This window comes from Flavobacterium sp. N502540 (genome assembly GCF_025947365.1).
Classification (GTDB): Bacteria; Bacteroidota; Bacteroidia; order Flavobacteriales; family Flavobacteriaceae; genus Flavobacterium.
In genome coordinates, this window is record NZ_CP110012.1 from 967,679 (window position 1) to 994,126 (window position 26,448).

At 34.8% G+C, this 26,448-nt stretch carries 39 protein-coding genes; 1 reads left to right on the forward strand and 38 read right to left on the reverse strand.

Annotated features, from left to right (window positions below):
* Positions 1 to 25: 25 nt before the first annotated feature.
* The 5 genes from OLM58_RS04380 to OLM58_RS04400 form a co-directional block, all read right to left on the reverse strand.
* Entirely contained in the window at positions 26 to 1,009 is a 984-nt protein-coding gene (locus OLM58_RS04380) for an SDR family oxidoreductase (protein ID WP_264531362.1), read from the reverse strand.
* Between the two features lie 10 nt (positions 1,010 to 1,019).
* Complete coding sequence (locus OLM58_RS04385; RefSeq protein ID WP_264531363.1) at positions 1,020 to 3,461, reverse strand: polysaccharide biosynthesis tyrosine autokinase; 2,442 nt, start codon at positions 3,459 to 3,461, stop codon at positions 1,020 to 1,022.
* A gap of 15 nt (positions 3,462 to 3,476) precedes the next feature.
* Positions 3,477 to 4,271: a polysaccharide biosynthesis/export family protein gene (locus OLM58_RS04390; RefSeq protein WP_264531364.1), complete on the reverse strand. Its 795-nt coding sequence runs from the start codon at positions 4,269 to 4,271 to the stop codon at positions 3,477 to 3,479.
* A gap of 70 nt (positions 4,272 to 4,341) precedes the next feature.
* On the reverse strand, positions 4,342 to 4,962 hold the full coding sequence (recR, locus tag OLM58_RS04395; RefSeq protein ID WP_264531365.1) for a recombination mediator RecR: 621 nt from the start codon (positions 4,960 to 4,962) through the stop codon (positions 4,342 to 4,344).
* Between the two features lie 85 nt (positions 4,963 to 5,047).
* Positions 5,048 to 5,413 carry a CoA-binding protein gene (locus tag OLM58_RS04400; protein ID WP_264531366.1) on the reverse strand — a complete coding sequence of 122 codons (366 nt, stop codon included), beginning with the start codon at positions 5,411 to 5,413 and terminating at the stop codon, positions 5,048 to 5,050.
* Positions 5,414 to 5,566: 153 nt separating this feature from the next.
* On the opposite strand from OLM58_RS04400, the gene OLM58_RS04405 reads away from it, so the two are divergent.
* Complete coding sequence (locus tag OLM58_RS04405) at positions 5,567 to 6,196, forward strand: MarC family protein (protein WP_173967247.1); 630 nt, start codon at positions 5,567 to 5,569, stop codon at positions 6,194 to 6,196.
* A 77-nt stretch (positions 6,197 to 6,273) separates the two neighbouring features.
* Here OLM58_RS04405 and ctlX read toward each other — a convergent pair whose 3' ends face one another.
* From ctlX to rplC, 33 genes are all read right to left on the reverse strand, one after another.
* Entirely contained in the window at positions 6,274 to 7,209 is a 936-nt protein-coding gene (ctlX, locus tag OLM58_RS04410; protein ID WP_264531367.1) for a citrulline utilization hydrolase CtlX, read from the reverse strand.
* 72 nt (positions 7,210 to 7,281) lie between these two features.
* Positions 7,282 to 8,196, reverse strand: a complete 915-nt coding sequence (locus OLM58_RS04415; RefSeq protein ID WP_264531368.1) for a dimethylarginine dimethylaminohydrolase family protein — start codon at positions 8,194 to 8,196, stop codon at positions 7,282 to 7,284.
* A 66-nt stretch (positions 8,197 to 8,262) separates the two neighbouring features.
* Complete coding sequence (locus OLM58_RS04420; RefSeq protein ID WP_017495004.1) at positions 8,263 to 9,540, reverse strand: citrate synthase; 1,278 nt, start codon at positions 9,538 to 9,540, stop codon at positions 8,263 to 8,265.
* Between the two features lie 157 nt (positions 9,541 to 9,697).
* Positions 9,698 to 10,990 carry a phosphopyruvate hydratase gene (gene eno / locus OLM58_RS04425; RefSeq protein ID WP_017495005.1) on the reverse strand — a complete coding sequence of 431 codons (1,293 nt, stop codon included), beginning with the start codon at positions 10,988 to 10,990 and terminating at the stop codon, positions 9,698 to 9,700.
* 102 nt (positions 10,991 to 11,092) lie between these two features.
* Positions 11,093 to 12,211: a glutamine-hydrolyzing carbamoyl-phosphate synthase small subunit gene (carA, locus tag OLM58_RS04430; protein WP_017495006.1), complete on the reverse strand. Its 1,119-nt coding sequence runs from the start codon at positions 12,209 to 12,211 to the stop codon at positions 11,093 to 11,095.
* 251 nt (positions 12,212 to 12,462) lie between these two features.
* Positions 12,463 to 12,951 (reverse strand): 50S ribosomal protein L17, encoded by a 489-nt coding sequence (gene rplQ / locus OLM58_RS04435; protein WP_202701683.1) that lies wholly within the window; start codon positions 12,949 to 12,951, stop codon positions 12,463 to 12,465.
* A gap of 36 nt (positions 12,952 to 12,987) precedes the next feature.
* Positions 12,988 to 13,980 carry a DNA-directed RNA polymerase subunit alpha gene (locus OLM58_RS04440; RefSeq protein ID WP_026109818.1) on the reverse strand — a complete coding sequence of 331 codons (993 nt, stop codon included), beginning with the start codon at positions 13,978 to 13,980 and terminating at the stop codon, positions 12,988 to 12,990.
* A 21-nt stretch (positions 13,981 to 14,001) separates the two neighbouring features.
* The gene (gene rpsD / locus OLM58_RS04445; RefSeq protein WP_095931494.1) at positions 14,002 to 14,607 is read right to left on the reverse strand and encodes a 30S ribosomal protein S4; all 606 of its coding nucleotides are present in this window, start codon (positions 14,605 to 14,607) and stop codon (positions 14,002 to 14,004) included.
* Between the two features lie 91 nt (positions 14,608 to 14,698).
* Positions 14,699 to 15,082 carry a 30S ribosomal protein S11 gene (rpsK, locus tag OLM58_RS04450; protein ID WP_007803677.1) on the reverse strand — a complete coding sequence of 128 codons (384 nt, stop codon included), beginning with the start codon at positions 15,080 to 15,082 and terminating at the stop codon, positions 14,699 to 14,701.
* 8 nt (positions 15,083 to 15,090) lie between these two features.
* Positions 15,091 to 15,465: a 30S ribosomal protein S13 gene (gene rpsM, locus OLM58_RS04455; protein ID WP_012022478.1), complete on the reverse strand. Its 375-nt coding sequence runs from the start codon at positions 15,463 to 15,465 to the stop codon at positions 15,091 to 15,093.
* 2 nt (positions 15,466 to 15,467) lie between these two features.
* The gene (ykgO, locus tag OLM58_RS04460) at positions 15,468 to 15,584 is read right to left on the reverse strand and encodes a type B 50S ribosomal protein L36 (protein ID WP_002987490.1); all 117 of its coding nucleotides are present in this window, start codon (positions 15,582 to 15,584) and stop codon (positions 15,468 to 15,470) included.
* An 84-nt stretch (positions 15,585 to 15,668) separates the two neighbouring features.
* Positions 15,669 to 15,884 carry a translation initiation factor IF-1 gene (infA, locus tag OLM58_RS04465; RefSeq protein ID WP_007136545.1) on the reverse strand — a complete coding sequence of 72 codons (216 nt, stop codon included), beginning with the start codon at positions 15,882 to 15,884 and terminating at the stop codon, positions 15,669 to 15,671.
* Positions 15,885 to 15,891: 7 nt separating this feature from the next.
* Complete coding sequence (gene secY / locus OLM58_RS04470; RefSeq protein ID WP_017495008.1) at positions 15,892 to 17,238, reverse strand: preprotein translocase subunit SecY; 1,347 nt, start codon at positions 17,236 to 17,238, stop codon at positions 15,892 to 15,894.
* Between the two features lie 13 nt (positions 17,239 to 17,251).
* Positions 17,252 to 17,704 (reverse strand): 50S ribosomal protein L15, encoded by a 453-nt coding sequence (rplO, locus tag OLM58_RS04475; RefSeq protein ID WP_017495009.1) that lies wholly within the window; start codon positions 17,702 to 17,704, stop codon positions 17,252 to 17,254.
* 11 nt (positions 17,705 to 17,715) lie between these two features.
* Positions 17,716 to 17,898, reverse strand: a complete 183-nt coding sequence (gene rpmD, locus OLM58_RS04480) for a 50S ribosomal protein L30 (protein ID WP_017495010.1) — start codon at positions 17,896 to 17,898, stop codon at positions 17,716 to 17,718.
* A 12-nt stretch (positions 17,899 to 17,910) separates the two neighbouring features.
* The gene (rpsE, locus tag OLM58_RS04485) at positions 17,911 to 18,435 is read right to left on the reverse strand and encodes a 30S ribosomal protein S5 (protein ID WP_085950926.1); all 525 of its coding nucleotides are present in this window, start codon (positions 18,433 to 18,435) and stop codon (positions 17,911 to 17,913) included.
* A gap of 3 nt (positions 18,436 to 18,438) precedes the next feature.
* Entirely contained in the window at positions 18,439 to 18,789 is a 351-nt protein-coding gene (gene rplR / locus OLM58_RS04490; RefSeq protein WP_017495012.1) for a 50S ribosomal protein L18, read from the reverse strand.
* Between the two features lie 11 nt (positions 18,790 to 18,800).
* Positions 18,801 to 19,343 carry a 50S ribosomal protein L6 gene (gene rplF, locus OLM58_RS04495; protein WP_017495013.1) on the reverse strand — a complete coding sequence of 181 codons (543 nt, stop codon included), beginning with the start codon at positions 19,341 to 19,343 and terminating at the stop codon, positions 18,801 to 18,803.
* A gap of 18 nt (positions 19,344 to 19,361) precedes the next feature.
* Positions 19,362 to 19,760: a 30S ribosomal protein S8 gene (gene rpsH, locus OLM58_RS04500; protein ID WP_017495014.1), complete on the reverse strand. Its 399-nt coding sequence runs from the start codon at positions 19,758 to 19,760 to the stop codon at positions 19,362 to 19,364.
* Positions 19,761 to 19,864: 104 nt separating this feature from the next.
* Positions 19,865 to 20,134, reverse strand: coding sequence for a 30S ribosomal protein S14 (gene rpsN / locus OLM58_RS04505; protein WP_008464305.1), 270 nt, complete (start codon positions 20,132 to 20,134; stop codon positions 19,865 to 19,867).
* A gap of 3 nt (positions 20,135 to 20,137) precedes the next feature.
* The gene (gene rplE, locus OLM58_RS04510; protein ID WP_017495015.1) at positions 20,138 to 20,689 is read right to left on the reverse strand and encodes a 50S ribosomal protein L5; all 552 of its coding nucleotides are present in this window, start codon (positions 20,687 to 20,689) and stop codon (positions 20,138 to 20,140) included.
* A gap of 2 nt (positions 20,690 to 20,691) precedes the next feature.
* Positions 20,692 to 21,006: a 50S ribosomal protein L24 gene (gene rplX / locus OLM58_RS04515; protein ID WP_007803650.1), complete on the reverse strand. Its 315-nt coding sequence runs from the start codon at positions 21,004 to 21,006 to the stop codon at positions 20,692 to 20,694.
* An 11-nt stretch (positions 21,007 to 21,017) separates the two neighbouring features.
* Entirely contained in the window at positions 21,018 to 21,386 is a 369-nt protein-coding gene (gene rplN, locus OLM58_RS04520; protein ID WP_007803649.1) for a 50S ribosomal protein L14, read from the reverse strand.
* 2 nt (positions 21,387 to 21,388) lie between these two features.
* The gene (gene rpsQ / locus OLM58_RS04525; RefSeq protein WP_007803646.1) at positions 21,389 to 21,649 is read right to left on the reverse strand and encodes a 30S ribosomal protein S17; all 261 of its coding nucleotides are present in this window, start codon (positions 21,647 to 21,649) and stop codon (positions 21,389 to 21,391) included.
* Positions 21,650 to 21,666: 17 nt separating this feature from the next.
* The gene (rpmC, locus tag OLM58_RS04530; protein ID WP_007803639.1) at positions 21,667 to 21,858 is read right to left on the reverse strand and encodes a 50S ribosomal protein L29; all 192 of its coding nucleotides are present in this window, start codon (positions 21,856 to 21,858) and stop codon (positions 21,667 to 21,669) included.
* A gap of 13 nt (positions 21,859 to 21,871) precedes the next feature.
* Positions 21,872 to 22,297 carry a 50S ribosomal protein L16 gene (rplP, locus tag OLM58_RS04535; protein WP_017495016.1) on the reverse strand — a complete coding sequence of 142 codons (426 nt, stop codon included), beginning with the start codon at positions 22,295 to 22,297 and terminating at the stop codon, positions 21,872 to 21,874.
* 19 nt (positions 22,298 to 22,316) lie between these two features.
* On the reverse strand, positions 22,317 to 23,078 hold the full coding sequence (gene rpsC / locus OLM58_RS04540; protein WP_007803635.1) for a 30S ribosomal protein S3: 762 nt from the start codon (positions 23,076 to 23,078) through the stop codon (positions 22,317 to 22,319).
* Between the two features lie 5 nt (positions 23,079 to 23,083).
* Entirely contained in the window at positions 23,084 to 23,497 is a 414-nt protein-coding gene (rplV, locus tag OLM58_RS04545) for a 50S ribosomal protein L22 (RefSeq protein WP_007803631.1), read from the reverse strand.
* A gap of 8 nt (positions 23,498 to 23,505) precedes the next feature.
* Complete coding sequence (rpsS, locus tag OLM58_RS04550; RefSeq protein ID WP_008464288.1) at positions 23,506 to 23,784, reverse strand: 30S ribosomal protein S19; 279 nt, start codon at positions 23,782 to 23,784, stop codon at positions 23,506 to 23,508.
* Positions 23,785 to 23,790: 6 nt separating this feature from the next.
* Positions 23,791 to 24,615 carry a 50S ribosomal protein L2 gene (rplB, locus tag OLM58_RS04555; protein ID WP_017495017.1) on the reverse strand — a complete coding sequence of 275 codons (825 nt, stop codon included), beginning with the start codon at positions 24,613 to 24,615 and terminating at the stop codon, positions 23,791 to 23,793.
* 9 nt (positions 24,616 to 24,624) lie between these two features.
* The gene (gene rplW / locus OLM58_RS04560) at positions 24,625 to 24,915 is read right to left on the reverse strand and encodes a 50S ribosomal protein L23 (protein ID WP_017495018.1); all 291 of its coding nucleotides are present in this window, start codon (positions 24,913 to 24,915) and stop codon (positions 24,625 to 24,627) included.
* Between the two features lie 7 nt (positions 24,916 to 24,922).
* Positions 24,923 to 25,552: a 50S ribosomal protein L4 gene (gene rplD / locus OLM58_RS04565; RefSeq protein ID WP_017495019.1), complete on the reverse strand. Its 630-nt coding sequence runs from the start codon at positions 25,550 to 25,552 to the stop codon at positions 24,923 to 24,925.
* On the reverse strand, positions 25,552 to 26,169 hold the full coding sequence (gene rplC, locus OLM58_RS04570; RefSeq protein ID WP_017495020.1) for a 50S ribosomal protein L3: 618 nt from the start codon (positions 26,167 to 26,169) through the stop codon (positions 25,552 to 25,554). Before rplC ends, rplD begins: the two co-directional genes overlap by 1 nt.
* Between the last annotated feature and the right edge of the window lie 279 nt (positions 26,170 to 26,448).

Consider the following 26,448-nt stretch of genomic DNA (forward strand, 5'->3'; position numbering starts at 1 on the left):
CTATTATTTTATTATTATCTTAATTTTACTTCAAATTCTTCCAATACCAGCTCACAGCTTCCTTCAATCCTTCCTGTAAAGAATATTTCGGATCGTATCCTAACATCTTCCTTGCTTTATCAATACTTGCTAATGAATGTGGAATATCTCCTGCACGATTTGCGCCATAAATCACTTCTACATTAGAAATTTCAGAATCAAACGTTGCTAAATACTCTTTCAAATATCGAACTAAATCGTTTAATGTGTTTCGATCTCCAAAAGCGGTATTATAAACTGTATTTATAGCTTCCGGATTTTGACTCGTCATGGCCAATTCATTCATCTGAATTACATTGTCTATATAAGTAAAGTCCCGGGAATAATTACCGTCACCATTAATTACAGGACTTTCGTATTTCATTAACTGCATAACAAACTTTGGAATTACAGCAGCATAAGCTCCATTAGGATCCTGTTTTCTACCAAAAACATTAAAATATCGCAATCCGATAGTCTCTAATCCATAAGTTTTACTAAAAATCTCAGCATAGAGTTCATTTACATATTTTGTGATGGCATATGGGGACAAAGGCTTTCCTATTACATCCTCAACTTTCGGCAATCCCTGAGAATCTCCATAAGTTGATGAACTTGCTGCATATATAAATCTTTTAACTTTGGTATCACGAGAAGCGGTTAACATATTTAGGAAACCGGAAACATTCACATCGTTTGTTGTGATCGGATCATTAATAGATCTTGGAACAGAACCCAAAGCCGCCTGATGCAAAACATAGTCAGCACCTTCAACAGCTGAAGCACAATCGGCAAAATTTCGAATATCTCCTTCAATTAATCTAAAATCAGGATTTGAAATAAAATCTTTCAGATTATGACGATGACCTGTCGAAAAATTATCCAGACAAACCACTTTATGACCAAGTCCCAAAAAATATTCCGATAAATTTGATCCTATAAATCCAGCTCCACCTGTAATCAAAATTGTATGTTGCGTTGATATACTCATTTGCTTCCAATTATTTTTTATTGAATTTACTCAAAATATTCTTCCAAACACTACGCTTTTCCTCTTCATCATGATAACCGTTTGCATAAGCACCGTAACCGTATCCATAAGCGGCTCCATATTTTGCCTTATTCTCATAACCATTTAATACAATGCTGGCATTACTCAACTCTCCTCTTTTTACTCGGGTGTTTAATAATGTAATCATATCCTTTTTGGTATAATTCTGCCTTACGATGTAAAGAGTTACATCTGCAAATTGTGCAAGTTCTAACGCATCCGAAACTAACCCAACCGGAGGTGTATCCAGAATAATATAATCATACTTCTGTTTCAGCTCTAAGATCATCTCTCTCATCGCATCACTCAAAATTAGCTCTGAAGGATTTGGTGGAATTGGCCCCGAAAGTATAACATCTAGATTTGGAACTTCTGTATGGTGTGTAATCTCTTCCAAGCTGTTTTGCTTTATGAGGTAGTTAACAACACCTATTTGATTTTTCAAACTGAACTCATCTGCCAATCTCGGTTTTCTTAAATCCAAACCTAGAATTACCGTTTTCTTTTCGCTTAAAGCGAATACTGTAGCAATATTTATGGAACAAAATGTCTTTCCTTCACCACTTATTGACGATGTAATCATTAGAGTTTTCGAACCGCTCACCTGCTGTTTCTTATATAAAAACTGCAAAGAGGAACGAATAGCTCTAAATGCTTCTGATAATGCCGATTTTGGTTTGTCAAATACCGCCAAACTCAACAAATCTTTATTTACTCCAATGATACCAATTAACGGTATTTGCGTCAATTTGCTAATATCTTCGGTATTCTGGATCGAATTATTAACAAAGAAAATTCCAAAAACAAACAGTAGAGGAATTAACACCCCTAAAAATAAGGCCAGTACATAATTCACTGAAGTTTTAGGACCAATTAATCCCCCTCCGATATCTTTTGCAGGATCAATAAAATGAATATCTGATAAGTTCGATGCTTTCACGATTTCAGCCTCATTCCTTTTTTTTAGAAATTCAGTATAAATATTATCACTTAAGTCATATTTTCTCTGAATTTTCAGCAGCTCCTGCTGTTCTTCCGGTAGTTTTTTTACGGTACTTTCTGCCTGACCGATTTTAGCATTTACCATAGCCAAATCTGTTAATAACAATGCTTTTGCAGAAGTTATATTTTCCAACAAAACATTTTTAACAGCTTGCATTTGGTTGTCAAAATCTTTAAAAATCTTATCGCTTTTTACAGCATAAGACATTTCTGATCTTTGCGCAGAAAGTGCGATAAGTTTTGAAACATGCAAAACAACATTCGGATCTTCAATACCTGCAACTGTAGGCGCGGGTAATCTTGAATAATCTGTACTATTATTTAAATACGATTTTAATGAATTGTAATAGGCTATTTTTCTTGTTACCTGATCTTTTTCAACATCAAAATCCATTATTTTATCTGAAACTTTAGCACCACCACCTTCAATTTCATAAATATTTTTATCCTTTCTGAAAGATTTCAACTCATTGCCTGTTTGCTTCAATTGCATTTCCATAGCAATAAGGGTACTATCGATAAATCGGATGGTATTTGTCGCAAACTGATTCTTCCCGTCCAGCTGAATTTTGATTAACATTTTTACCGTTGCATTCAAATAATCAACCATCCTGGCTTTATTTGTACCTTGCATCCCCAGAGTCAATATTGACCCTCCTTTTTCATCCGAGTTAATACTTACGCCTCTGTAACGTGATACCGTTCCGTCAAAATCATTAAATCTAACAAAATATTCATTTCCGGTATAAAAGCCCGGGTTATCATTTATCTGTAAATTCCAATTTAAAAATGGAAGCGTGACTTGTTCGCCAGCCTTACATCTTCTCACATATTCTTTAGGCTGAACCGTTGTATTACTATAGCTGTTGTTGGAATACGTAATTAATGAAGCGGAATTACCTTCAAACGGAATTCGAATTTCATATTCAGTTGGACTCAAAAACTTAATACCAATTAATGTATTAGCAAGCTGCCCTTTTGTTTTGTCAATTTTTACGTAAAATGGAACTGCTCCATAAGAATCAATCAAATTATATTTCCCCTGAACAAGATAATCAATATAAAACTCTAATTTATCCACAACTAACTCGTTGTGTGATCTTGATTGAATAACGGTTGAAATTCCATTGACCTGATCTGAAACCCCTCCCCAATTAAAAACCAAACTTGTATTGGAAGTAAAAAAGGGGTTTCGTTCTTCCTTAATTGAAACCATAGTCTGCATTCCGTAAATTTTTTCTTTACGAACATTTACCTGATATGCAATGGCAAAAGCAATTATCAAACTAATCGCAAATAATTTCCAGTAACTGGCTATTTTCAGGAGGAATCCTTTAAAATCAAAATTTGAATGATTTTCAAAAATGGAAAAATCTTTTATATCTAACATCTTTTGAATTTAATTTTAGTTTTTAAGCAACAAATACACCGTTGTAGCCAATGACAAAACGGTAATAATTGTTGTAATAGATTCTATACCTGTCTTTCCGGTCCCCCATGATTTTTGTTTGACCGGTTTTACATAAATATAATCGTTAGGCTGTAAATAATAATAAGGTGATTTCATCACATTAATATCCGTCAAATCTATGTCCTGCATTTGTACACCAGTTGGTGTCTGACGAATTACGGTTACCGATTTTCTATTACCCGTAACTGTGATATCTCCGGCATTTGCGATAGCTTCCATAATATTTACATGTTCCTGAAACAGTGTTTTTGTACCTGTACTTCCCACTTCTCCATTGATGGTATATCTAAAACCAGCTAATTTCACAGTAACAAAAATATTAGCCTCACTTTTAAAATACTCTTCAAGTAATTTCTTTTCGATTCGAACACGCACTTCTTCAAGAGTATATCCGATAACATTAATTTCCCCTAAGATTGGCATTCTGATATTACCATGATCGTCAACCGTAAATCCATTAAAATACAATCCTGACTCTGATTTTCCAGCTCCCGAAGAAGTACCTTCTGTAGTATTAAAAATGGAAACCAACTTTGGGTCAATTGCTTTTATGTCAATACTCAAAACATCATTTACCTGCAATCTGTAAGGCTTAGACTCCACAGCCGCAATATTATTCTGTTCTCCCGAATTATTTTTATCTTGTAAATAAACCAGATCTTTTACAGGAATACAAGAAGTAAATAGTATGCTAATTAATAACAGTAAATAAAAGCCGTTTTTTGTCATTAGTGAAATTTTATCGCAAATATAGACTTTCCTTTAATCTTCAGAAAATCTAAGTGTTATTTGGGTTTATTTAATTGTTTTTGAAAGTTTTTTCGAATGGAACACGATGTAAAATACTTCTCCCAAGGGTAATTTCATCTGCATATTCCAGTTCATCTCCTACCGAAATTCCTCTTGCAATGGTAGAAATTATAACTTCCGATTCGGCAATTTGTTTGTAGATGTAAAAATTAGTAGTATCCCCTTCCATTGTAGAACTGAGCGCAAAGATAATTTCTACGACTTTTCCTGCCTTTACTTTTTCAACCAGACTTGAAATATTCAACTGACTGGGACCGACTCCTTCAATTGGAGAAATTTTCCCTCCCAGTACATGATAAATTCCTTTATACTGACCTGTGTTTTCAATCGCCATAACGTCACGAATATCTTCAACAACACAAATTGTTTGATGATTTCTTGATGAATTAGCACAAATTTCGCAAACTTTGGTATCTGAAATGTTATGACAATTTTGACAAAACTTAATATTCTCACGCATGTTCAATAGAGCCTGAGATAAAAAACCGGTTTGTTCTTTAGGCTGTTTTAACAAATGCAGCACTAATCGCAACGCTGTACGTTTACCAATTCCGGGCAGCTGCGACATTTCACTAACTGCTTTTTCTATTAATTTTGATGAAAATTCCATGACGACAAAAGTAATACATTAATGTTTCTTATCTGATCCGTTTAAAAATGAATTCCTCAATGTTCTGAGGTCAAAAACAAAAAACTTAATACTGATTTGTAGCCAATAAAACTAAAGTACAGGCCACTTCTGCCTTGATATTGTTTAATTCTAACAATTGATAAAATTCCGGATTCTCTGACCCTGGATTAAAAACAACTCTTTTAGGCTGTGCTTCTATAATATAATTGTAATATTCACGCTGACGGGCAGGATTTAAATACAACGTAACAGTATCGATGTTTTTTACCGGAATTGTTTTCGTATGAATCTTCACACCGGCAACTTCGCCTCTGTTCTGACCAATTGCCAATACAGTATGTCCTTTTTCAACCAGCATATTTATAGCTTTAAAAGCATATCGTTCCGGTTTTGTAGTAGCACCAAGAACAAGGGTTTTCTTATTTTTCATTATTTTTAAATATACTGCAAAAGTAATCAAAAAGAATGAGCTTATTTTAGGTTATCGATTTAGAATTAAAAGCAATAAAAAAACAATATCCTTACATGATCTTAGCCTGAAGTTTTAAAAAATGTCTATTTTTACGACACTAACCTAAACTCTATGGATTTATTCATTTATTTATTTGCTGCACTGTTTTCAGTATTAAACCCTATCGGCACCGTACCTATTTTTGTTGGTCTGACACAACATGACTCCCAAAAAGAACGTTCCCGAATTTCGCTTTGGACTGCTATTAATGTTGGAATCATTTTATTGGTTTCTTATTTTATCGGCCAGTATGTTTTAACTTTTTTTGGAATAAGCATTGATGCTTTACGAATTGCGGGTGGAATCGTAATTGTAAATTCCGGTTTTTCTTTACTTTCGGGAAAATTCAATAAAAAACGAGGAATCAATAAAAAAATCGAAACGGATGCACAGCAAAGAAACGACATCGCTTTAACACCTCTGGCGATACCAATGCTCGCAGGACCAGGATCAATGTCTCTATTAATTGCTTTTTATCAGGAACACCACGGAATAAACGAAATTATAATTTCATGCTCAGCTATCCTGGCAATTGCATTTACAATTTTTGCAATCCTTAAAAGTGCTCATTATTTAGCGCGTATACTTGGTGCTTCCGGAATTGTAGCCATTTCCAGAATTGTCGGTTTTATTGTAATTTCAATTGGAATTCAATACATCGTTAGCTCCATCATCAATATTGTAAAAGGAAACCTGATGTAAACACTATCGACATGTTACTAACAAAAAAGGGGATAAAACATACTTTTTATCCCCTTTTTCTATACTTAAAAATCTATTTAACTTCTTGGCAAAAATACTTCAGCCATCATACAGCGGGCACTTCCACCCCCGCAAGCCTCAATAGTATCCAAACTGGAGCTTAAAATTTCCGCATGATTTTCTAATTGTGCAATTTGTTTTGGAGTCAAGCTCTGATGTGCCGATGCACTCATTACAATATATCTCTTATCATTTGTTCCTCGAACTTCCAGCATATTTCCGGCAAAATTATTTACCTGTGCTTCGGTAATTAAAACAACTTCCTTTTTATCTGCTTTTAGATTTTCAAGAACCATTTTACGTTCTTTTTTATCATCGATACTATCTGCACAGATAACAGCGAATGTTTCCCCCAAACACATCATTACATTCGTATGATAAATCAATTTACGTTCTCCGTCAACCGTTTGAAAAGCTTCAAAAATAACCGGAGCATAATCAAAATCTTCACAGAATTCGATAAACAGCTCTTCATCTGCACGAGGAGACAAAGCGCAATATGCTTTTGCATTTGCTCTATCCAAAAGCAAACTTCCGGTTCCTTCTAAAAAATAACCATCTTCTTCTGCCGATGTATAGTCAACTATATTTGAGATTTCAAAACCTTTCTCTTCAAGTGTATCTAAAATATCTTCACGACGCTCCTGACGACGATTCTCCGCAAACATCGGATATAGTGCCACATCTCCATTTTCATGAAATGAAATCCAGTTATTTGGAAAAATACTATCCGGGGTATCGGTTTCTAAAGTATCTTCAATAACAGTGACATCAACTCCAACCGCTCTGAGTTTTTCAACAAAAGTATCGAATTCCTGTTGTGCTTTTGCATTTACCGTACTTGGTAAAAGTCCGTCTAATACTTTTTGGTAATAATTATTAACTGCCGTTTGCTCATTCATTCTGAAAGCTACTGGCCGAATCATTACAATTGCATTTGTAGTTTGTTTCATTTTATATGTTTTTATATTTCAAGTTTCAGGTTTCATGTTAACGGAACGTGAAACCTGAAACTTGAAACTTTTTTAGTCTCTTATTAATGGTAAAGTAGAACATCTCAACAATCCCTCCTGCTTTGCAATTTCTGCGTATGGAATTTCCTCTACAACAAAACCATTAGCACGAAGCCAATTGTTCAGACGGGTAAAATTCTTTTCGGAAACTACTACAGTATCGTCGATCGAAAATACATTTGAAAACATATTATACATCTCATCTCTTTCGATATGAAATAAATTTTCTTTTCCAAAAAGATTCACCAAATACAAATAATCTGCTTCTTCACGGAAACCTCTCTTGTAGATAATTCCTTTATCTTTTCCAACAGGCTGAAAACAGCAATCAAGGTGTAAGGCATTGTCGCGCGCTTCCAATTTAGATTTTACCAAATCGAATTCTTTAACAATTTTATTCGGAAACATTTTTCTTAAATACTCAACACCATGCATATTAGTTCTTGCTGTAATGTAATCTTTATAATCACTTCCTTTATAAGTTCCAACAAACACATGATCATTCCACAACATTACATCACCGCCTTCAATATGTACTTCTTCCGGTGGACGAACTACTTTTAACGGATCCATCTGGTCGATTACGTATTGAATTGCATCCAACTCACGTTCTCTGTCCGGCAGAATGTTTGATTTCACAAAAGTATCATCTATCACAAAACCTATATCACGGGCAAAAATCTGATTGTAATTTTCAATCATTTCCGGACGATACACTTTTACATCATATTTTTGAAAAACAGCATTAAAGGCATCCATTTCGACTATCATATCTTTTTCGATTGGATAGGTCCCGGCTTTAATATGTTCCAATGATTTAGGATCATAAGCTTCCTCTAAAGATGGAGTTGGCCCATTATGAACTGCAGAACCCAAAACTACTGCCCGCAGTCTTGACGTTTCGTTCTTTATATTTAATTGCAACATAACTATATTGTATTTTGAGCAAAGATAAAAAAAGCTTCACAGGTTAAGTGAAGCTTTAATTTTTTTTTATTTGTTTGACTTAAAGTCTCTCAATGGGTGTCCTGTATAAACTTGTCTTGGGCGGCCAATTGGTTCTTTATTCTCACGCATTTCTTTCCATTGCGCAATCCAACCTGGAAGTCTTCCAATAGCAAACATAACCGTAAACATATCTGTTGGTATCCCTAATGCTCTGTAGATAATTCCAGAGTAGAAATCAACATTAGGATATAAATTTCTTGATTTGAAGTATTCGTCTTCAAGAGCTGCTGACTCTAATTTTTTAGCGATTTCTAAAATAGGATCTTCAACACCTAATGTATCTAATACTTCTTTAGCTGCTTTTTTAATGATTTTCGCTCTAGGATCGAAGCTTTTATAAACTCTGTGACCAAATCCCATTAAACGGAATGGATCATTTTTGTCTTTTGCTTTTGCTAAGAATTTATCCGTATCTCCACCATCTTTGTTAATTTCCTCCAACATTTCAAGAACCGCCTGGTTTGCACCTCCGTGTAAAGGTCCCCAAAGCGCAGAAACACCTGCTGAAATAGAAGCAAATAAACCAGCATGAGACGAACCTACCATTCTTACTGTTGAAGTAGAACAATTTTGTTCGTGATCAGCGTGAAGAATAAATAATTTATCTAATGCATCAATCACAATTGGATTTGCAGAGTAAGGTCCTGTAGGCAATTTAAACATTAACTGCATAAAATTCTCTACATAACCGGTTGTATTGTCGTAATAATTCAACGGATACCCCATAGATTTTCTATAAGTCCATGTTGCAATTACAAGAAATTTACCCATTGTTTTACAAATGGCCTCGTACATCTCTTTTTCATTTTCAACATTTACTGCTTTTGGATTAAATGCCGTTAAGGCACTGGTCAAAGCAGATAAAACGCCCATCGGGTGAGCTGTTTTTGGGAAACCATCAATGATATTTTTCATTTCTTCGTTTACCAAAGTATGCTTTTTAATACCATTTTCAAATTGCTCTAACTCCTTAGCAGTTGGCAATTCTCCAAAAATTAAAAGATAAGATACTTCTAAGAAACTTGCTTTTTCAGCTAAATCTTCAATTGAATATCCTCTGTAACGCAAAATCCCTAATTCTCCATCTAAGAAGGTGATTTCACTCTTACAAGAACCAGAGTTTTTATATCCCGGGTCTAAGGTAATAATACCTGTTAAATCACGTAATTTGTTAATATCGATAGCTGATTCATTTTCACTTCCCGTGATTACCGGAAGTTCAATTTTTTGACCATCTACCTCTAATGTAGCTATTTTTGACATAATATATCGGAAATAAATCTTATAAAATAATAATTTATCAAATCTAATGAATTTAAGACTAATTAAAAAAAGAATCCTGCTATGAATTTGTTAAAACTCCAAAAAAAAAACCATCTGCTGTGGCAGATGGTTTAAATTGAATATATAACTCTTACAATTATTTAATTTTAAAAGCATTTAAGCCAGGAAAATAAGCTGTACTTCCTAATTCTTCCTCGATTCTTAACAATTGATTGTATTTTGCCATACGATCAGAACGTGAAGCTGAACCTGTTTTAATCTGTCCACAGTTTAAAGCAACTGCTAAGTCAGCAATCGTATTATCTTCTGTTTCTCCTGAACGGTGAGACATTACTGAAGTATACCCTGCATTTTTAGCCATGTTCACAGCGGCAATAGTTTCTGTTAAAGTACCAATTTGGTTTACTTTTACTAAAATTGAATTAGCGATCCCTTTTTCAATTCCTGTAGACAAACGAGCTACGTTAGTTACAAACAAATCATCACCTACTAACTGAACTTTATCTCCAATTTTATCTGTTAAGTATTTCCATCCATTCCAGTCGTCTTCATACATACCATCTTCGATAGAGATAATTGGATATTTAGCAGCCAATTCAGCTAAATAATCCGCTTGCTCTTCTGAAGTTCTGATTTTTCCGGTTTCTCCTTCAAATTTAGTGTAATCGTATTTTCCGTTTACATAAAACTCAGAAGCCGCACAATCAAGCGCAATCATAATTTCGTCACCGAAAGAATATCCAGCCTTTTCAACTGCCAATTTGATAGTATCCAAAGCATCTTCAGTACCTCCGGCCAAGTTTGGCGCAAAACCTCCCTCATCACCTACAGCGGTACTTAAACCTCTATCGTGCAACACTTTTTTCAAGCTATGGAAGATTTCAGTTCCCATTTGCATGGCATGTGTAAAAGAAGTCGCTTTTACAGGGAAAATCATAAACTCCTGAAATGCGATAGGCGCATCAGAGTGTGAACCTCCGTTGATGATGTTCATCATTGGCACTGGTAAAGTGTTAGCAGAAACTCCACCAACGTATCTGTATAATGGCAATCCTAATTCATTAGCAGCAGCTTTCGCAGCAGCCAAAGAAACTCCTAAAATAGCATTAGCTCCTAATTTAGATTTGTTCGGAGTACCATCTAAATCAATCATTAACTGGTCGATTGTATTTTGTTCAAAAACAGAAGTACCAACTAATTCTTCAGCAATAACAGTATTTACATTGTTCACTGCATTTAAAACTCCTTTTCCAAGATAAGCTTTACCTCCGTCACGTAATTCAACAGCTTCATGCTCTCCCGTTGATGCGCCAGATGGAACAGCTGCTCTACCTAAAACACCATTTTCAGTTACTACATCAACTTCAATAGTAGGATTACCTCTCGAATCAAGAATTTGTCTTGCGTGAACTTTAATTATAATACTCATTATTTTTATTTTTTTATTAATAAATTATATTTTTTTTTCGAAATTATAAAAATATTTAATAGTAAAAACGTATTCTAACCAATAAACGTCTTTATTTATTAACTACATCGTTTTAGCAGCAGCTTCTTTTATATTCTCGACAAACTGATCGAATAAATAAGATGAATCGTGAGGTCCCGGACTTGCTTCAGGATGGTATTGCACTGAAAAACAATTCTTATTCTTCATACGCATACCTGCAACCGTTTCATCATTTAAATGCAAATGTGTAATCTCCAATTCAGGATGATTATCCAACTGCTCTTTGTTTACAGCAAATCCATGATTCTGAGAAGTTATTTCACCTTTACCTGTAATTAAGTTTTTTACCGGGTGATTAATTCCACGATGACCATTAAACATCTTATACGTTTGAACTCCATTTGCCAAAGCAATTACCTGATGTCCTAAACAAATTCCAAACAGCGGTTTATCATTTGCTAAAATTTCTTTTGCCACTTCAATAGCTCCAAAAAGCGGGTCCGGATCACCGGGACCGTTAGACAAAAAGTATCCATCCGGATTAAATTCTGCTAAATCTTTGTAAGTTGAGTTATATGGATAAACTTTGATGTAACAATCTCTTTTAGCTAAATTTCTTAAGATATTCTTTTTTATACCAAGATCTAAAGCTGATATTTTGTAGGTAGCATTTTCATCACCAAAAAAATAAGGCTCAGTAGTTGAAACTTTTGATGCCAACTCCAAACCTTCCATATTAGGCACATTTGCCAATTCTTTTTTCAAATCTTCAATCGAAGTACCATCTGTACAAATAACAGCATTCATCGCTCCATTGTCACGAATATAACTTACAAGAGCTCTGGTATCAACATCCGAAATACAAATTAAGTTTTGTTTCGTAAAATAATCTTCCAGGCTTCCTGAAGCATCTTCTCTGGAATAATTAAAGCTAAAATTTTTACAAACCAAACCAGCTATTTTGATGCTCTCCGATTCAACCTCAGAGTCATTAACACCATAATTTCCAATATGAGTATTAGTCGCAACCATTATTTGACCAAAATAAGAAGGATCTGTAAAAATCTCCTGGTATCCGGTCATTCCCGTATTAAAACAAACTTCACCAAAAGTCTTACCGCTAATTCCGATAGATTTTCCATGAAAAATAGTCCCATCACTAAGTAATAAAATGGCGCTTTGTCGTGTTGTGTATTTCATTCTTTAATTTGTATTGTTTTTTTTAATTGTTTCATGAAATCCCCAATAGGTTTTTCAATTGTAATTAGATATTTTGCAAATTTACTTCTTTAAAAGAGTGCCTCCAAGATTTTTTAAAACTTTCCTCTATAAAAATAAAACCTATAAAGTCAGATAAGTTAAATTTTAATTTCACTCCAAAAAAATCAAAAAAAAAGGATAAACTAAAAATTAGTTTATCCTTGATTTCTATAGAATCATTACTTTCATAATTATTCAGAAGCTTCAGTAGTCGTTTCTGCTTCAGCTGCTGGAGCTTCAGGAGTACCTTCTGCTTTTTTAGCTTTACCACCACGACGGCTTTTTGCTTTTTTAACTTCTTTTTTACCTCCATTGTAAAGTTCATTGAAATCTACAAGTTCGATCATTGCCATATCAGCATTATCTCCCAAACGATTTCCAACTTTAATGATACGAGTGTATCCTCCTGGACGGTCACCAACTTTAGCAGCTACGTCTCTGAACAAGTCAGTTACCGCATATTTACTACGTAAGTAAGCAAAAACAATACGACGGTTGTGAGTCGTATCTTCTTTCGATTTTGTAATTAAAGGCTCAACGAATTGTTTAAGCGCTTTAGCTTTAGCAACAGTAGTGTTAATACGTTTGTGCTCGATAAGAGAACAAGCCATATTAGCCAACATAGCTTTTCTATGTCCAGTCTGTCTGCTTAAGTGATTGAATTTTTTTCCGTGTCTCATTGCTATTTTAAATTTAACCCGCCGTAGCGGATTGAATTATTCTTTATCTAATTTGTATTTAGCTAAGTCCATTCCGAAAGTTAAATTCTTCACTGCAACAAGTTCATCAAGTTCAGTTAAAGATTTTTTACCAAAATTACGGAATTTCATTAGGTCATTTTTATTGAACGATACTAAATCACCAAGTGTATCAACTTCAGCCGCTTTCAAGCAATTTAATGCTCTCACAGATAAATCCATATCAACAAGCTTAGTTTTAAGCAATTGTCTCATATGCAATGACTCTTCATCATACGATTCTGTTTGTGCAATTTCGTCAGCCTCGAGTGTAATTCTTTCGTCAGAGAACAACATGAAGTGGTGAATTAAAACTTTAGCAGCTTCAGTAAGAGCATCTTTAGGATTAATAGAACCATCAGTTTTAATTTCAAAAACTAATTTTTCATAATCTGTTTTTTGCTCAACACGGAAGTTTTCAATTGCATATTTTACATTTTTTACCGGAGTAAAAATAGAATCTGTAAAAATAGTTCCAATTGCAGCATTCTGTTTTTTGTTCTCCTCAGCAGGAACATATCCTCTACCTTTTTCGATTGTTAAATCGAAGTTCAATTTGATTTTAGAATCTAAATTACAGATAACAAGGTCTGGATTCAAAACTTGAAAACCTGAAATAAATTTTTGAAAATCACCTGCTGTCAATTGATCTTTACCGGAAACAGAAATTGTAACTGCTTCATTATCGATATCTTCAATTTGACGTTTGAAACGCACTTGCTTTAGATTAAGGATAATTTCGGTAACATCTTCAACAACACCTGAAATAGTAGAAAACTCATGATCTACACCTTCGATACGAACAGATGTAATTGCATAACCTTCTAATGCTGAAAGCAAAACTCTTCTAAGTGCATTACCAACTGTCAATCCGTAACCAGGTTCTAAAGGTCTAAATTCAAATTTACCTTCAAAATCGGTTGAATCGATCATGATAACTTTATCGGGCTTTTGAAAATTAAATATTGCCATAAATTTCGACTAAGTCAATTATTATTTGTTGTACAACTCTACGATTAATTGTTCTTTAATGTTTTCTGGAATTTGTAGTCTTGCAGGCACAGAAACGAAAGTTCCTTCTTTAAGATCATTGTTCCAAGTAATCCATTCATAAACATGACTTGAATTTGACAAAGAACGTTCGATAGCTTCTAAAGATTTAGATTTTTCACGAACTGCTACTTTATCACCAGGCTTAAGGTGGTAAGAAGGAATATTTACAACTTCACCATTAACAGTAACGTGTCTGTGAGATACGATTTGACGCGCACCTCTTCTAGATGGAGCAATTCCCATTCTAAAAACAACATTATCTAATCTTGCTTCACATAATTGTAATAAAACTTCACCAGTTACTCCTTTAGTTGCTGATGCTTTTTCGAATAAATTTCTGAATTGTTTTTCTAAAATTCCGTAAGAATATTTAGCTTTTTGCTTTTCCATTAACTGAACAGCGTACTCAGATTTTTTTCCTCTTTTTTTAGCCATCCCGTGTTGTCCAGGTGGGTAATTTCTTTTTTCGAATGATTTATCATCTCCGAAGATTGCTTCGCCAAATTTACGAGCGATTTTGGTTTTAGGACCAGTATATCTTGCCATTTTAAAAAAAATTTAAGGTAGAGATTATGAATTCAGGTCTAATCCTTCGATAATCTATGCTCTACCTTGTTTATACTATGAATAAATAAAATTAAACTCTACGTCTCTTTGGAGGACGACATCCGTTGTGAGGCATTGGAGTAACATCGATAATCTCAGTAACTTCAATTCCACCGTTATGAATAGAACGGATAGCAGACTCACGTCCGTTTCCTGGTCCTTTTACATAAACTTTCACTTTTTTAAGTCCTGCCTCAAGAGCTACTTTACTACAATCTTCTGCTGCCATTTGAGCTGCATACGGAGTGTTCTTTTTAGAACCTCTGAAACCCATTTTACCAGCTGAAGACCAAGAAATAACTTCACCTTTCTTATTAGTCAAAGAAATGATAATGTTGTTGAAAGTGGCAGAAATATGAGCTTCACCCGTTGATTCAACGATAACTTTACGTTTTTTTGCAGTTGCTTTAGCCATATTACTTATTATTTAGTTGCTTTTTTCTTGTTAGCAACAGTTTTTCTTTTACCTTTTCTTGTTCTAGAGTTGTTTTTAGTTCTTTGCCCTCTTAACGGAAGACCAGATCTATGACGGATACCTCTGTAACAACCAATATCCATTAAACGTTTGATGTTTAAAGAAACTTCAGAACGTAATTCTCCTTCAATTTTGTAAAATGAAACTGCATCACGAATTGCTCCGATCTCGTCATCATTCCAATCTTGAACTTTTTTATCTTGGCTAACTTGAGCTTTTTCTAAAATCTCAATAGCTCTACTTTTTCCTAATCCAAAGATGTAGGTAAGTGCGATAACACCTCTCTTATTTTTTGGGATATCTACCCCTGCTATTCTTGCCATAATTATCCTTGTCTTTGTTTAAATCTAGGATTCTTTTTGTTTATTACGTACAATCTCCCTTTTCTACGCACGATAATGCACTCGGCACTTCTCTTTTTTACTGATGCTCTAACTTTCATAGTGAATTTGCTTTAGGCTTTAGGCTTTAGGCTTTAGGCATAAGTTTTATTGCTTAATGCTTATTGCCTATTGCTTACAGCTTTTTAATATCGATAAGTAATTCTTGCTTTTGACAAATCGTAAGGACTCATTTCCAATTTCACTTTATCACCAGGTAATAACTTGATGTAATGCATACGCATTTTACCGGAAATATGAGCAATTACAATATGTCCATTTTCTAACTCTACACGGAACATCGCATTTGATAATGCTTCGATGATTGACCCGTCTTGTTCTATTGCTGATTGTTTTGCCATAAATATATTAAGCTACCGCTTTTCTATTTTTACCAGTCTTCATTAAACCATCATAATGTTTGTTTAACAAGTATGAATTGATTTGTTGAATAGTATCTATTGCAACTCCAACCATAATTATTAATGAGGTACCTCCAAAAAACATTGCCCAAGATTGTTGTACATCCATAATACTTACAACAATAGCTGGGAACACAGCAATCAAAGCAAGGAATAAAGATCCTGGGAAAGTTATTAAAGACATCACTTTATCAAGGAAGTCTGAAGTTTCAGCTCCCGGACGAACTCCAGGAATAAAACCACCGCTTCTTTTTAAATCATCGGCCATTTTGTTAGTAGGAACAGTGATTGCAGTATAAAAGAATGTAAATACAATAATTAAAGTTGCAAATACAAAATTGTACCAAAATCCGAACATATTACTAAACGCACCAACAATAGATTGTGATGTGTCTGATTTAGACAATCCAGCTACAGCTGCAGGAATAAACATAATTGCCTGAGCAAAGATGATTGGCATAACTCCTGAAGCATTAAGCTTAAGAGGAATCCATTGTCTGTTACCACCAGCTAAATCCTGCTCGTAATCTCCAGTTGTCGTACGACGAGCGTACTGAACCGGGATTCTGCGTACTGCCATTGTAAGCAATACACAAGAAATGATTACTAATAACCACACGATAATCTCAATAACTAACAACATTGGACCTCCATTGTTATTGGTAACTCTGGTTGTGAATTCTTGTATAAAAGCTTGCGGTAAGCGTGCTAAAATACCAACCATAATCAATAATGAAATTCCATTTCCAATACCTTTATCTGTAATTTTTTCTCCAAGCCACATAGCAAAAATTGTACCTGTAACTAAGATAATAACTGACGAGAACAAAAATTCAGGTGAATTAAAGCCTAGTAAGAATGCACTACCAGGCAATGTTCTGTACAAATTATAGATATAAGTTGGACCTTGAACCAGTGTAATAGCTATAGTCAACCAACGAGTGATTTGATTAATCTTTTTTCTACCACTCTCTCCATCGTTTTGAAGTTTTTGCAAATAAGGAATCGCAATTCCCATTAACTGAACAACAATAGATGCAGAAATATAAGGCATAATACCTAAAGCAAAAACTGAAGCTTTAGAGAAAGCACCTCCTGTAAACATGTCCAGGATAGATCCTAAACCATTTTTAGTTTGTCCCGCTAAACCTGTTAACTGAGTTGCGTCAATTCCAGGAAGCGTAACGTGTGCACCAAAACGATATACTAAAAGCAATCCTAATGTAATTAAGATTCTATTTTTCAGTTCTTCGATTTTCCAAACATTACTTATTGATTCAATAAATTTCTTCATCTTAATAGATAAGTTATATAGTTACAGCTTCTCCACCAGCAGCTTCGATAGCAGCTTTTGCAGTAGCGGTAAATTTGTGGGCAGTTACTTTTAATTTTGCTTTCAACTCTCCTCTACCTAAAATCTTAACGATTTCATTTTTGGTAGCTAGACGATTTGCTACGAAATCTGTCATAGAAACAGAATCAGTAATCACACCATTGTCTACTAATAATTGAAGCGTATCTAAATTAACACCTTCGTATTCTTTACGATTGATGTTTGTGAAACCAAACTTAGGCACACGTCTTTGAAGTGGCATTTGTCCTCCTTCAAAACCAATCTTTTTAGAATAACCAGAACGAGATTTTGCTCCTTTGTGACCTCTTGCAGAAGTACCACCTTTTCCAGAACCTTCTCCTCTACCTAATCTTTTATTTTGATTGTGTGTTGACCCTTCAGCTGGTTGTAAGTTACTTAAATTCATAACAGTATTTGTTATTTAGCTTCTTCTACAGAAACTAAGTGTTTAACTTTGTTTATCATCCCAAGGATTGCAGGATTTGAATCATGCTCTACAACTTGTCCCATTTTACGTAGACCTAAAGCTTCCAAACCTCTTTTTTGAGAAAGAGGGCAGTTGATTTTGCTTCTTACTTGTTTTACTAATAATTTAGCCATAATTTCCTTGAATTAACCTTTAAAAACTTTTTCTAAAGAAACACCTCTTTGTTTTGCAACAGTATGAGCGCTTCTCATTTGTAATAAAGCATCAAAAGTTGCTTTTACCACGTTATGAGGATTTGATGATCCTTGAGATTTAGATAATACATCGTGAATACCTACTGATTCAAGAACTGAACGAACAGCTCCACCAGCAATAACTCCTGTACCATGAGAAGCAGGAATTAAGAATACACGTGCACCACCAAATTTACCTTTTTGTTCGTGAGGAACAGATTGTCCGTTCAAAGGAATTTTTACTAAATTTTTCTTAGCATCTTCTACTGCTTTCGCAATTGCTTCAGAAACGTCTTTAGATTTTCCTAATCCATGACCAACTACTCCGTTTTCATCACCTACAACTACAATAGCAGAAAAACCGAAAGCTCTACCACCTTTTGTAACCTTAGTAACACGATTAACACTTACCAGACGATCTTTAAGTTCAAGACCACTTGGTTTTACCAATTCTACATTTTTGTATTTAGACATAATATATTAGAATTTAAGTCCAGCCGCTCTTGCGCCTTCTGCTAATGATTTAATACGACCGTGGTATAAATATCCACCTCTGTCAAAAGTGATGGTATCGATCCCGGCTTTTAACGCTTTCTCTGCAACTAGTTTTCCAACAGCAGCAGCTACTTCAACGTTAGTACCTTTTCCTATTTCTTTTTCTCTTGAAGATGCAGCTAATAAAGTAACTCCATTTACATCATCAATAAGTTGAGCGTAAATTTCTTTGTTACTTCTAAATACAGATAGTCTTGGGTTAGCAGCAGTACCACTAATCGATTTTCTAATTCTGAATCTAATTCTCTGTCTTCTATCAGATTTTGTTAATGACATAATCTTATTTTTTAAGCTGATTTACCTGCTTTTCTTCTTAATACTTCACCCACAAATTTAACACCTTTTCCTTTGTACGGCTCAGGCTTACGGAAACCTCTGATTTTCGCAGCAACCTGACCTAAAAGTTGTTTATCAAATGATGTTAATTTTACGATAGGGTTCTTTCCTTTTTCAGATATTGTTTCTAAACTTACTTCCGGAGCAATTTCTAAAACAATATTGTGAGAATATCCAAGAGCTAAATCTAACTTTTGACCTTGGTTTGAAGCTCTATAACCAACTCCAACTAATTCAAGTTCTTTTGTAAAACCTTCAGATACACCAACAATCATATTACTGATTAAAGATCTGTACAATCCGTGTTTTGCTCTTTGGTCTTTATGATCAGACGATCTTTCAACTTGTACTTGATCGCCTTCAACTTTTACAGTTACGTCCGAAAACTCCTGAGATAGTTGACCTTTTTTTCCTTTTACTGTAATGATACCGTCTTTAACTTCTACAGTTACGTCAGCAGGGATTACAATTGGGCTTTTACCTATTCTTGACATCTTATTTAGTCTTTAAAATTAGTATACGTAACAAATTACTTCACCACCTACATTTAATTGTTTCGCTTGTTTTCCAGTCATAAGACCTTTTGAAGTTGAAACAATAGCAATTCCTAATCCGTTAAGGATTCTTGGTAATTTGGCAGCACCTGCGTATTTACGTAAACCAGGTTTACTAATTCTTTGGATATCTTTAATTACAGGCTCTTTAGTATCTTTATCATACTTCAAAGCGATCTTGATTGAACCCTGAACAGAGTTGTCTTCAAATTTGTAACTCAAGATATAACCTTGATCAAATAAGATCTTAGTTATTTCTTTTTTTAGATTAGAAGCTGGAATTTCAACAACTTTGTGGTTTGCAGCCACAGCGTTACGAACTCTAGTCAAATAATCTGCAATAGGATCTGTATACATATGTATTTGATTGCGATTATGGTTTTCGGGAGACACCCGTCTCCCGAACCTTTAATCAATTAAAATTATTTTTCGGTTTGCAAAAGTAATAACTTATTGCGAGATTACCAAGAAGCCTTTTTTACTCCAGGGATTAATCCATTATTTGCCATCTCACGGAAAGTTACACGTGAAATACCAAATTGACGAATATAACCTCTTGGTCTACCTGTTAATTTACAACGGTTGTGTAAACGAACTGGTGAAGCATTTTTAGGTAATCTTTGTAAGCCTTCATAATCTCCAGCTTCCAATAAAGCTTTTCTTTTTTCAGCGTACTTAGCTACCGTTTTCTCTCTTTTCACCTCACGGGCTTTCATTGATTCTTTAGCCATGTCTTAATTCTTTTTAAAAGGTAAACCTAATTCAGCCAATAACGACTTTGCTTCTTTGTCTGTTTTTGCAGTAGTAACAAAAGTAATATCCATTCCTGAAATTTTGTTTACTTTGTCAATATCAATTTCTGGGAAAATGATTTGCTCTAAAACTCCAAGATTGTAATTACCTCTTCCGTCGAAACCAGTAGCTTTGATACCACTAAAATCTCTAACGCGTGGTAAAGCAGAAGTAATAAGTCTATCTAAAAACTCATACATTCTCTCTCCACGTAAAGTAACTTTTGCTCCAATAGGCATCCCTTTTCTCAATTTGAATGACGCAACGTCTTTCTTTGAAATTGTAGATACTGCTTTTTGTCCAGTGATCTTTGTTAACTCATCAACTGCATAGTCAATAAGTTTTTTATCAGATACAGCTGCACCAACTCCACGGCTCAAAACGATTTTTTCAAGTTTAGGAACTTGCATTACGTTTGTATATCCGAATTCTTCTTTAAGAGCAGAGATTACTCTACTCTTATATTCTTCTTTTAGTCTAGGTGTATATGCCATTACTATAGTACTTGATTAGATTTTTTTGAAAATCTTACTTTCTTATCTCCTTCTACTCTAATACCAACTCTAGTTGTTTCCTTAGTTTTAGGATCAATTAGTGAAATGTTAGATATTTGTATAGAAGCTTCTTTCTTAACGATACCACCTTGAGGGTTTTTAGCACTTGGTTTTGTATGTTTTGAAACCATGTTTACACCTTCAACTATCGCTTTATTTTTCTCACGGTAAACACGTAATACTTTACCTTCAGCACCTTTATGGTCTCCAGCAATAACTCTTACGATATCTCCTGATTTTATTTTTAGCTTTATCATCTTAAAACGAATTAAAGCACTTCTGGTGCTAATGATACAATTTTCATGAATTGTTTTTCACGAAGTTCTCTTGCTACCGGACCAAAAACACGTGTTCCTCTCATTTCCCCTGCAGCGTTCAAAAGAACACATGCATTATCATCGAAACGGATATAAGAACCATCAGCTCTTCTCACTTCTTTTTTGGTACGTACAACAACTGCAGTTGAAACAGCTCCTTTTTTCACGTTTCCGTTTGGAGTTGCATCTTTAATAGATACTACAATCTTGTCACCAACAGAGGCATACCTTCTTTTGGTACCTCCTAAAACACGGATAGTTAAAACTTCTTTTGCTCCCGTGTTATCTGCTACTTTTAGTCTTGATTCCTGTTGTACCATAATTATTTAGCTCTTTCTAAGATTTCAACTAATCTCCAACATTTTGTTTTACTTAAAGGACGCGTTTCGCTAATTCTTACAGTATCTCCAATGTTACAGTCGTTTGTTTCGTCGTGTGCAACATATTTCTTAGTTTTCAACACGAACTTACCGTATAATGGGTGTTTTACTTTTCTTACTTCAGCAATAACAATAGACTTATCCATTTTATTTGAAGTAACAACACCTATTCTTTCTTTTCTTAAATTTCTTTTTTCTTCCATCTTTCAGCAGAATACAATTATTGTAACTCTCTTTTAGTTAACTCTGTAGCCAATCTTGCAACTGTTCTTCTTACACTTCTGATTTGAAGTGGGTTCTCAATTGGAGAAATAGCGTGAGCCATTTTTAGGTCAGCATATATTTTCTTAGTTTGACTAAGTTTTTCTTGCAACTCCGCTGCAGAAAGATCTTTTATTTCTGATTGTTTCATAATATAAATTTAATTATGCTTCGAAATCTCTAGCAACGACGAATTTAGTTTTTACTGGAAGTTTTTGAGCTGCAAGACGTAAAGCCTCTTTTGCAACTGACAATGGAACTCCTCCAACTTCAAACATAATTCTTCCTGGTTTAACAACAGCAGCCCAATACTCAACTGCTCCTTTACCTTTACCCATACGTACTTCAAGAGGTTTCTTAGTAATAGGCTTGTCTGGAAATATTTTAATCCATAATTGTCCTTCTCTCTTCATGTAACGAGTTGCAGCGATACGTGCAGCTTCGATTTGACGAGAAGTCAAGAACATTCCATCTTCATGTACAGATTTAATACCAAACATTCCATTAGAAAGTTCATGCCCTCTTTGAGAGTTACCTTTCATCTTACCTTTTTGTACCTTACGGTATTTTGTTCTTTTAGGCTGTAACATTTTTCTTTAGTTTAAAAATTTACTTTCTTTTACGAGCGTCTGGTTTTCCACCTTTATTAAAAGGCTTTCTGTCTCCTCTTGGAGAATCGCCACCTTTACCACCACCAGTTCCAGATTGTTTTTTATCCATTCCTGCAAGTGGAGAAAGATCTCTCTTTCCATAAACTTCACCTTTCATGATCCATACTTTGATACCCATTCTACCATAAGTAGTGTGAGCTTCAGCCAAAGCATAATCAATATCAGCTCTGAAAGTTGATAGAGGAATTCTACCTTCTTTAAAACCTTCCGAACGCGCCATCTCAGCACCATTCAAACGACCAGAAATCAAAACTTTGATACCTTCAGCGTTCATACGCATAGAAGCAGCAATAGCCATTTTGATTGCACGTCTGTAAGAAATACGGCTTTCGATTTGACGAGCGATGCTTGTCGCCACAAGATAAGCATCTAACTCAGGTCTTTTAATTTCAAAGATGTTGATTTGAACCTCTTTGTCAGTAACTTTCTTAAGTTCTTCTTTCAACTTGTCTACCTCTTGTCCACCTTTTCCGATAATGATACCAGGTCTAGCAGTAGTGATAGTAACGGTTACAAGTTTCAAAGTTCTCTCGATGATTACTTTAGATACACTAGCTTTTGATAAACGAGCGTGGATATACTTTCTGATTTTGTGATCTTCGGCAAGTTTATCACCGTAGTCATTTCCACCATACCAGTTTGAGTCCCACCCTCTGATGATACCAAGTCTATTTCCAATTGGATTTGTCTTTTGTCCCATGCTGCTTAAGAATTGCTTTGTGTGTTATTGATAGCTCCAAGCACGATTGTAACGTGGTTAGAACGTTTTCTTATTCTGTGTGCACGACCTTGTGGAGCTGGACGAAGTCTTTTCAACATCATTCCACCATCTACTCTGATCTCTTTAACAAATAATCCAGCTTCTTCTAAATTACCTTCACTATTTTTTTGCTCCCAGTTGTTGATTGCAGATAATAATAGTTTCTCTAATTTTCTTGAAGCTTCTTTAGAACTGAATCTTAAGATGTTAAGTGCTCTTTCTACCTTCTGACCTCTTACCAAGTCCGCTACTAAGCGCATTTTTCTAGGTGAAGTAGGGCAGTTATTCAATTTTGCGAAAGCAATAGACTTATTAGCCTCTTTTCTCGCATCTGCTGTTTCTCTTTTACGAACTCCCATTGCTTCTTTTATTTTTTACCTTTATTTTTTGCTCCAGCATGACCTCTAAAAGATCTAGTTGGTGAAAACTCTCCTAATTTGTGACCTACCATGTTTTCTGTTACGTAAACCGGTACAAATTGACGACCGTTATGAACTGCGATAGTTTGTCCAACGAAATCCGGAGTAATCATGGAAGCTCTAGACCAAGTCTTTACAACTGCATTTTTACCACTTTCTACGTTTTCCTGAACTTTCTTGTCTAACTTATAATGAACGAAAGGTCCTTTTTTTAATGAACGTGCCATATCTTATTATTTCTTTCTACGTTCTACGATATACTTGTTACTCGGGTTTTTCTTAGAACGAGTTCTGTAACCTTTAGCTGGCAATCCGTTTCTTGAACGTGGGTGCCCTCCAGAAGAACGTCCTTCACCACCTCCCATAGGGTGATCAACTGGGTTCATCGCTACTGGTCTAGTTCTAGGTCTTCTTCCTAACCATCTTGTTCTACCTGCTTTTCCAGATACAACTAATTGGTGATCAGAATTAGAAACAGCTCCAATTGTAGCCGAACATGTTAACAAGATCAATCTTGTCTCTCCAGATGGCATTTTAATTGTAGCGTATTTTCCGTCTCTTGCCATTAACTGAGCAAAAGTTCCAGCTGAACGAGCAATAACTGCTCCTTGTCCTGGACGTAACTCAATACAAGATATAACAGTTCCAAGAGGAATTCTGCTTAAAGGTAATGTATTACCGATTTCTGGTTGAGATTCTGGACCAGAAACTAATTTCTGACCAACTTTCAATCCGTTTTGAGCGATAATATAAGTTTTCTCTCCATCAGCATAAGCTAATAAAGCGATAAATGCAGTACGATTTGGATCGTATTCGATTGATTTCACAGTAGCTGGAATTCCAACTTTAGTTCTTTTGAAATCAATAATACGATATCTCTGCTTGTGACCACCACCCGTATAACGCATGGTCATCTTTCCTTGACTATTTCTACCTCCAGAGTTTTTTATCGGCGCTATCAAAGAGCGTTCCGGCTTATCAGTTGTAATGGCGTCATAACCATTCACAACTCTAAATCGCTGACCTGGGGTAATAGGTTTTAATTTTCTTACTGACATTTTTCTATCTTAGATATTGTTGTAAAAATCAATTGTTTCTCCTTCTTGTACTTGTACAATTGCTTTTTTAATAGCATTTGTCTTTCCACTGATTAAACCACTTTTAGTGTATTTTGTAGTTCTGTCCGGTCTTACGTTCATCGTGTTAACTGAAACGATAGTTACTCCATAAGCAGCTTCAACAGCTTTCTTAATTTGAACTTTGTTTGCTTTTTTGTCAACAACGAATCCGAAGCGGTTTAAAACTTCACTTTCTTTGGTTACTTTTTCTGTTACTATAGGTCTAATTATGATGCTCATACTCCTATTATTTGCTTAAATTTTCTTCGATTAACTCCAAAGAACCTTCTAAAAGCACTAAATTGTTAGTGTTTAAAATAGCGTAAGTGCTTAATTCTGAGCTAGTTACGACATTAGAAGCCTTTAAATTGCGTGACGACAAATATACATTTTTATTCGTCTCTCCCAACACAAATAGAGATTTTTTATTTTCTAACCCTAAAGCTTTCAAAACGTTAATGAAATTTTTAGTGTTTGGCGCTTCAAAATTAAAGTCTTCAAGAACGATAATATTCGACTCTTTTGCTTTGATTGAGAAAGCTGATTTTCTTGCCAATCTTTTCAAGCCTTTATTCAATTTAAATGAATAACTTCTTGGTCTTGGTCCGAAAATTGTTCCACCACCTTTAAACAATGGATTTTTGATACTTCCCGCACGAGCTGTACCAGTTCCTTTTTGTTTTTTAATCTTACGTGTACTTCCTGTCACTTCAGCTCTTTCTTTAGCTTTGTGAGTTCCTTGTCTTTGATTAGCAAGATATTGCTTAACATCAAGGTATACAGCGTGATTGTTTGGTTCAATTGCGAATACTGAATCAGAAAGTTGAACTTTTCTTCCAGTATCTTTTCCGTTGAAATCTAATACTTTTACTTCCATTACTTCTGAATGATTACATAAGAGTTTTTATGTCCAGGAACACATCCTTTAATAACAAGTAGGTTCTTTTCAGCCACTACTTTTAAAACTCTAAGGTTTTGAACTTTTACATTGTCTCCTCCCATTCTTCCAGCCATACGCATTCCTTTGAATACTCTAGATGGATAAGAAGATGCTCCTACAGAACCTGGCGCTCTTAAACGGTTGTGTTGACCGTGAGTTGCTTGTCCAACACCACCAAATCCGTGACGTTTAACAACCCCTTGAAAACCTTTACCTTTAGATACACCTTGTACATCTACAAATTCTCCTTCAGAAAAAATAGAAACATCAATAAGATCTCCTAATTTTTGCTCAGTTGCAAAATCTTGAAATTCAACGACTTTTTTCTTAGCTACAGTTCCAGCTTTTTTAAAGTGACCTAAAGCCGCTTTAGTGGAATGTTTCTCGTTTTTGTCATCGAAACCAAGTTGCAACGCTTCGTACCCGTCAACACCTTTGGTTCTGACTTGGGTAACAACACAAGGACCAGCTTCGATTACTGTACAAGGAATGTTTTTCCCGTTTTCGTCGAAAATACTAGTCATGCCGATTTTTTTACCAATTAACCCAGACATAAATATTAATTATTAATTACTAAAATTCCCTTCAATTTGAAAATAACAGAAATTTCCAAACAGGGAGTGCAAAAGTAGATATTAAAATTGAATATACCAAACAGTTAGAAAAATTAAATAGCTCATTATCAAAAACCAAGCATCAAAACAACATCAAAAACCACCTTAATCTTTCCTGAAATTGAAATTATATTTTGCATTTTTAACCCATTCACACTTAACAATTAATTAATAAAACCACAACAAAAAACACCCGAAGCACCCTAAAACAAAGAGCTT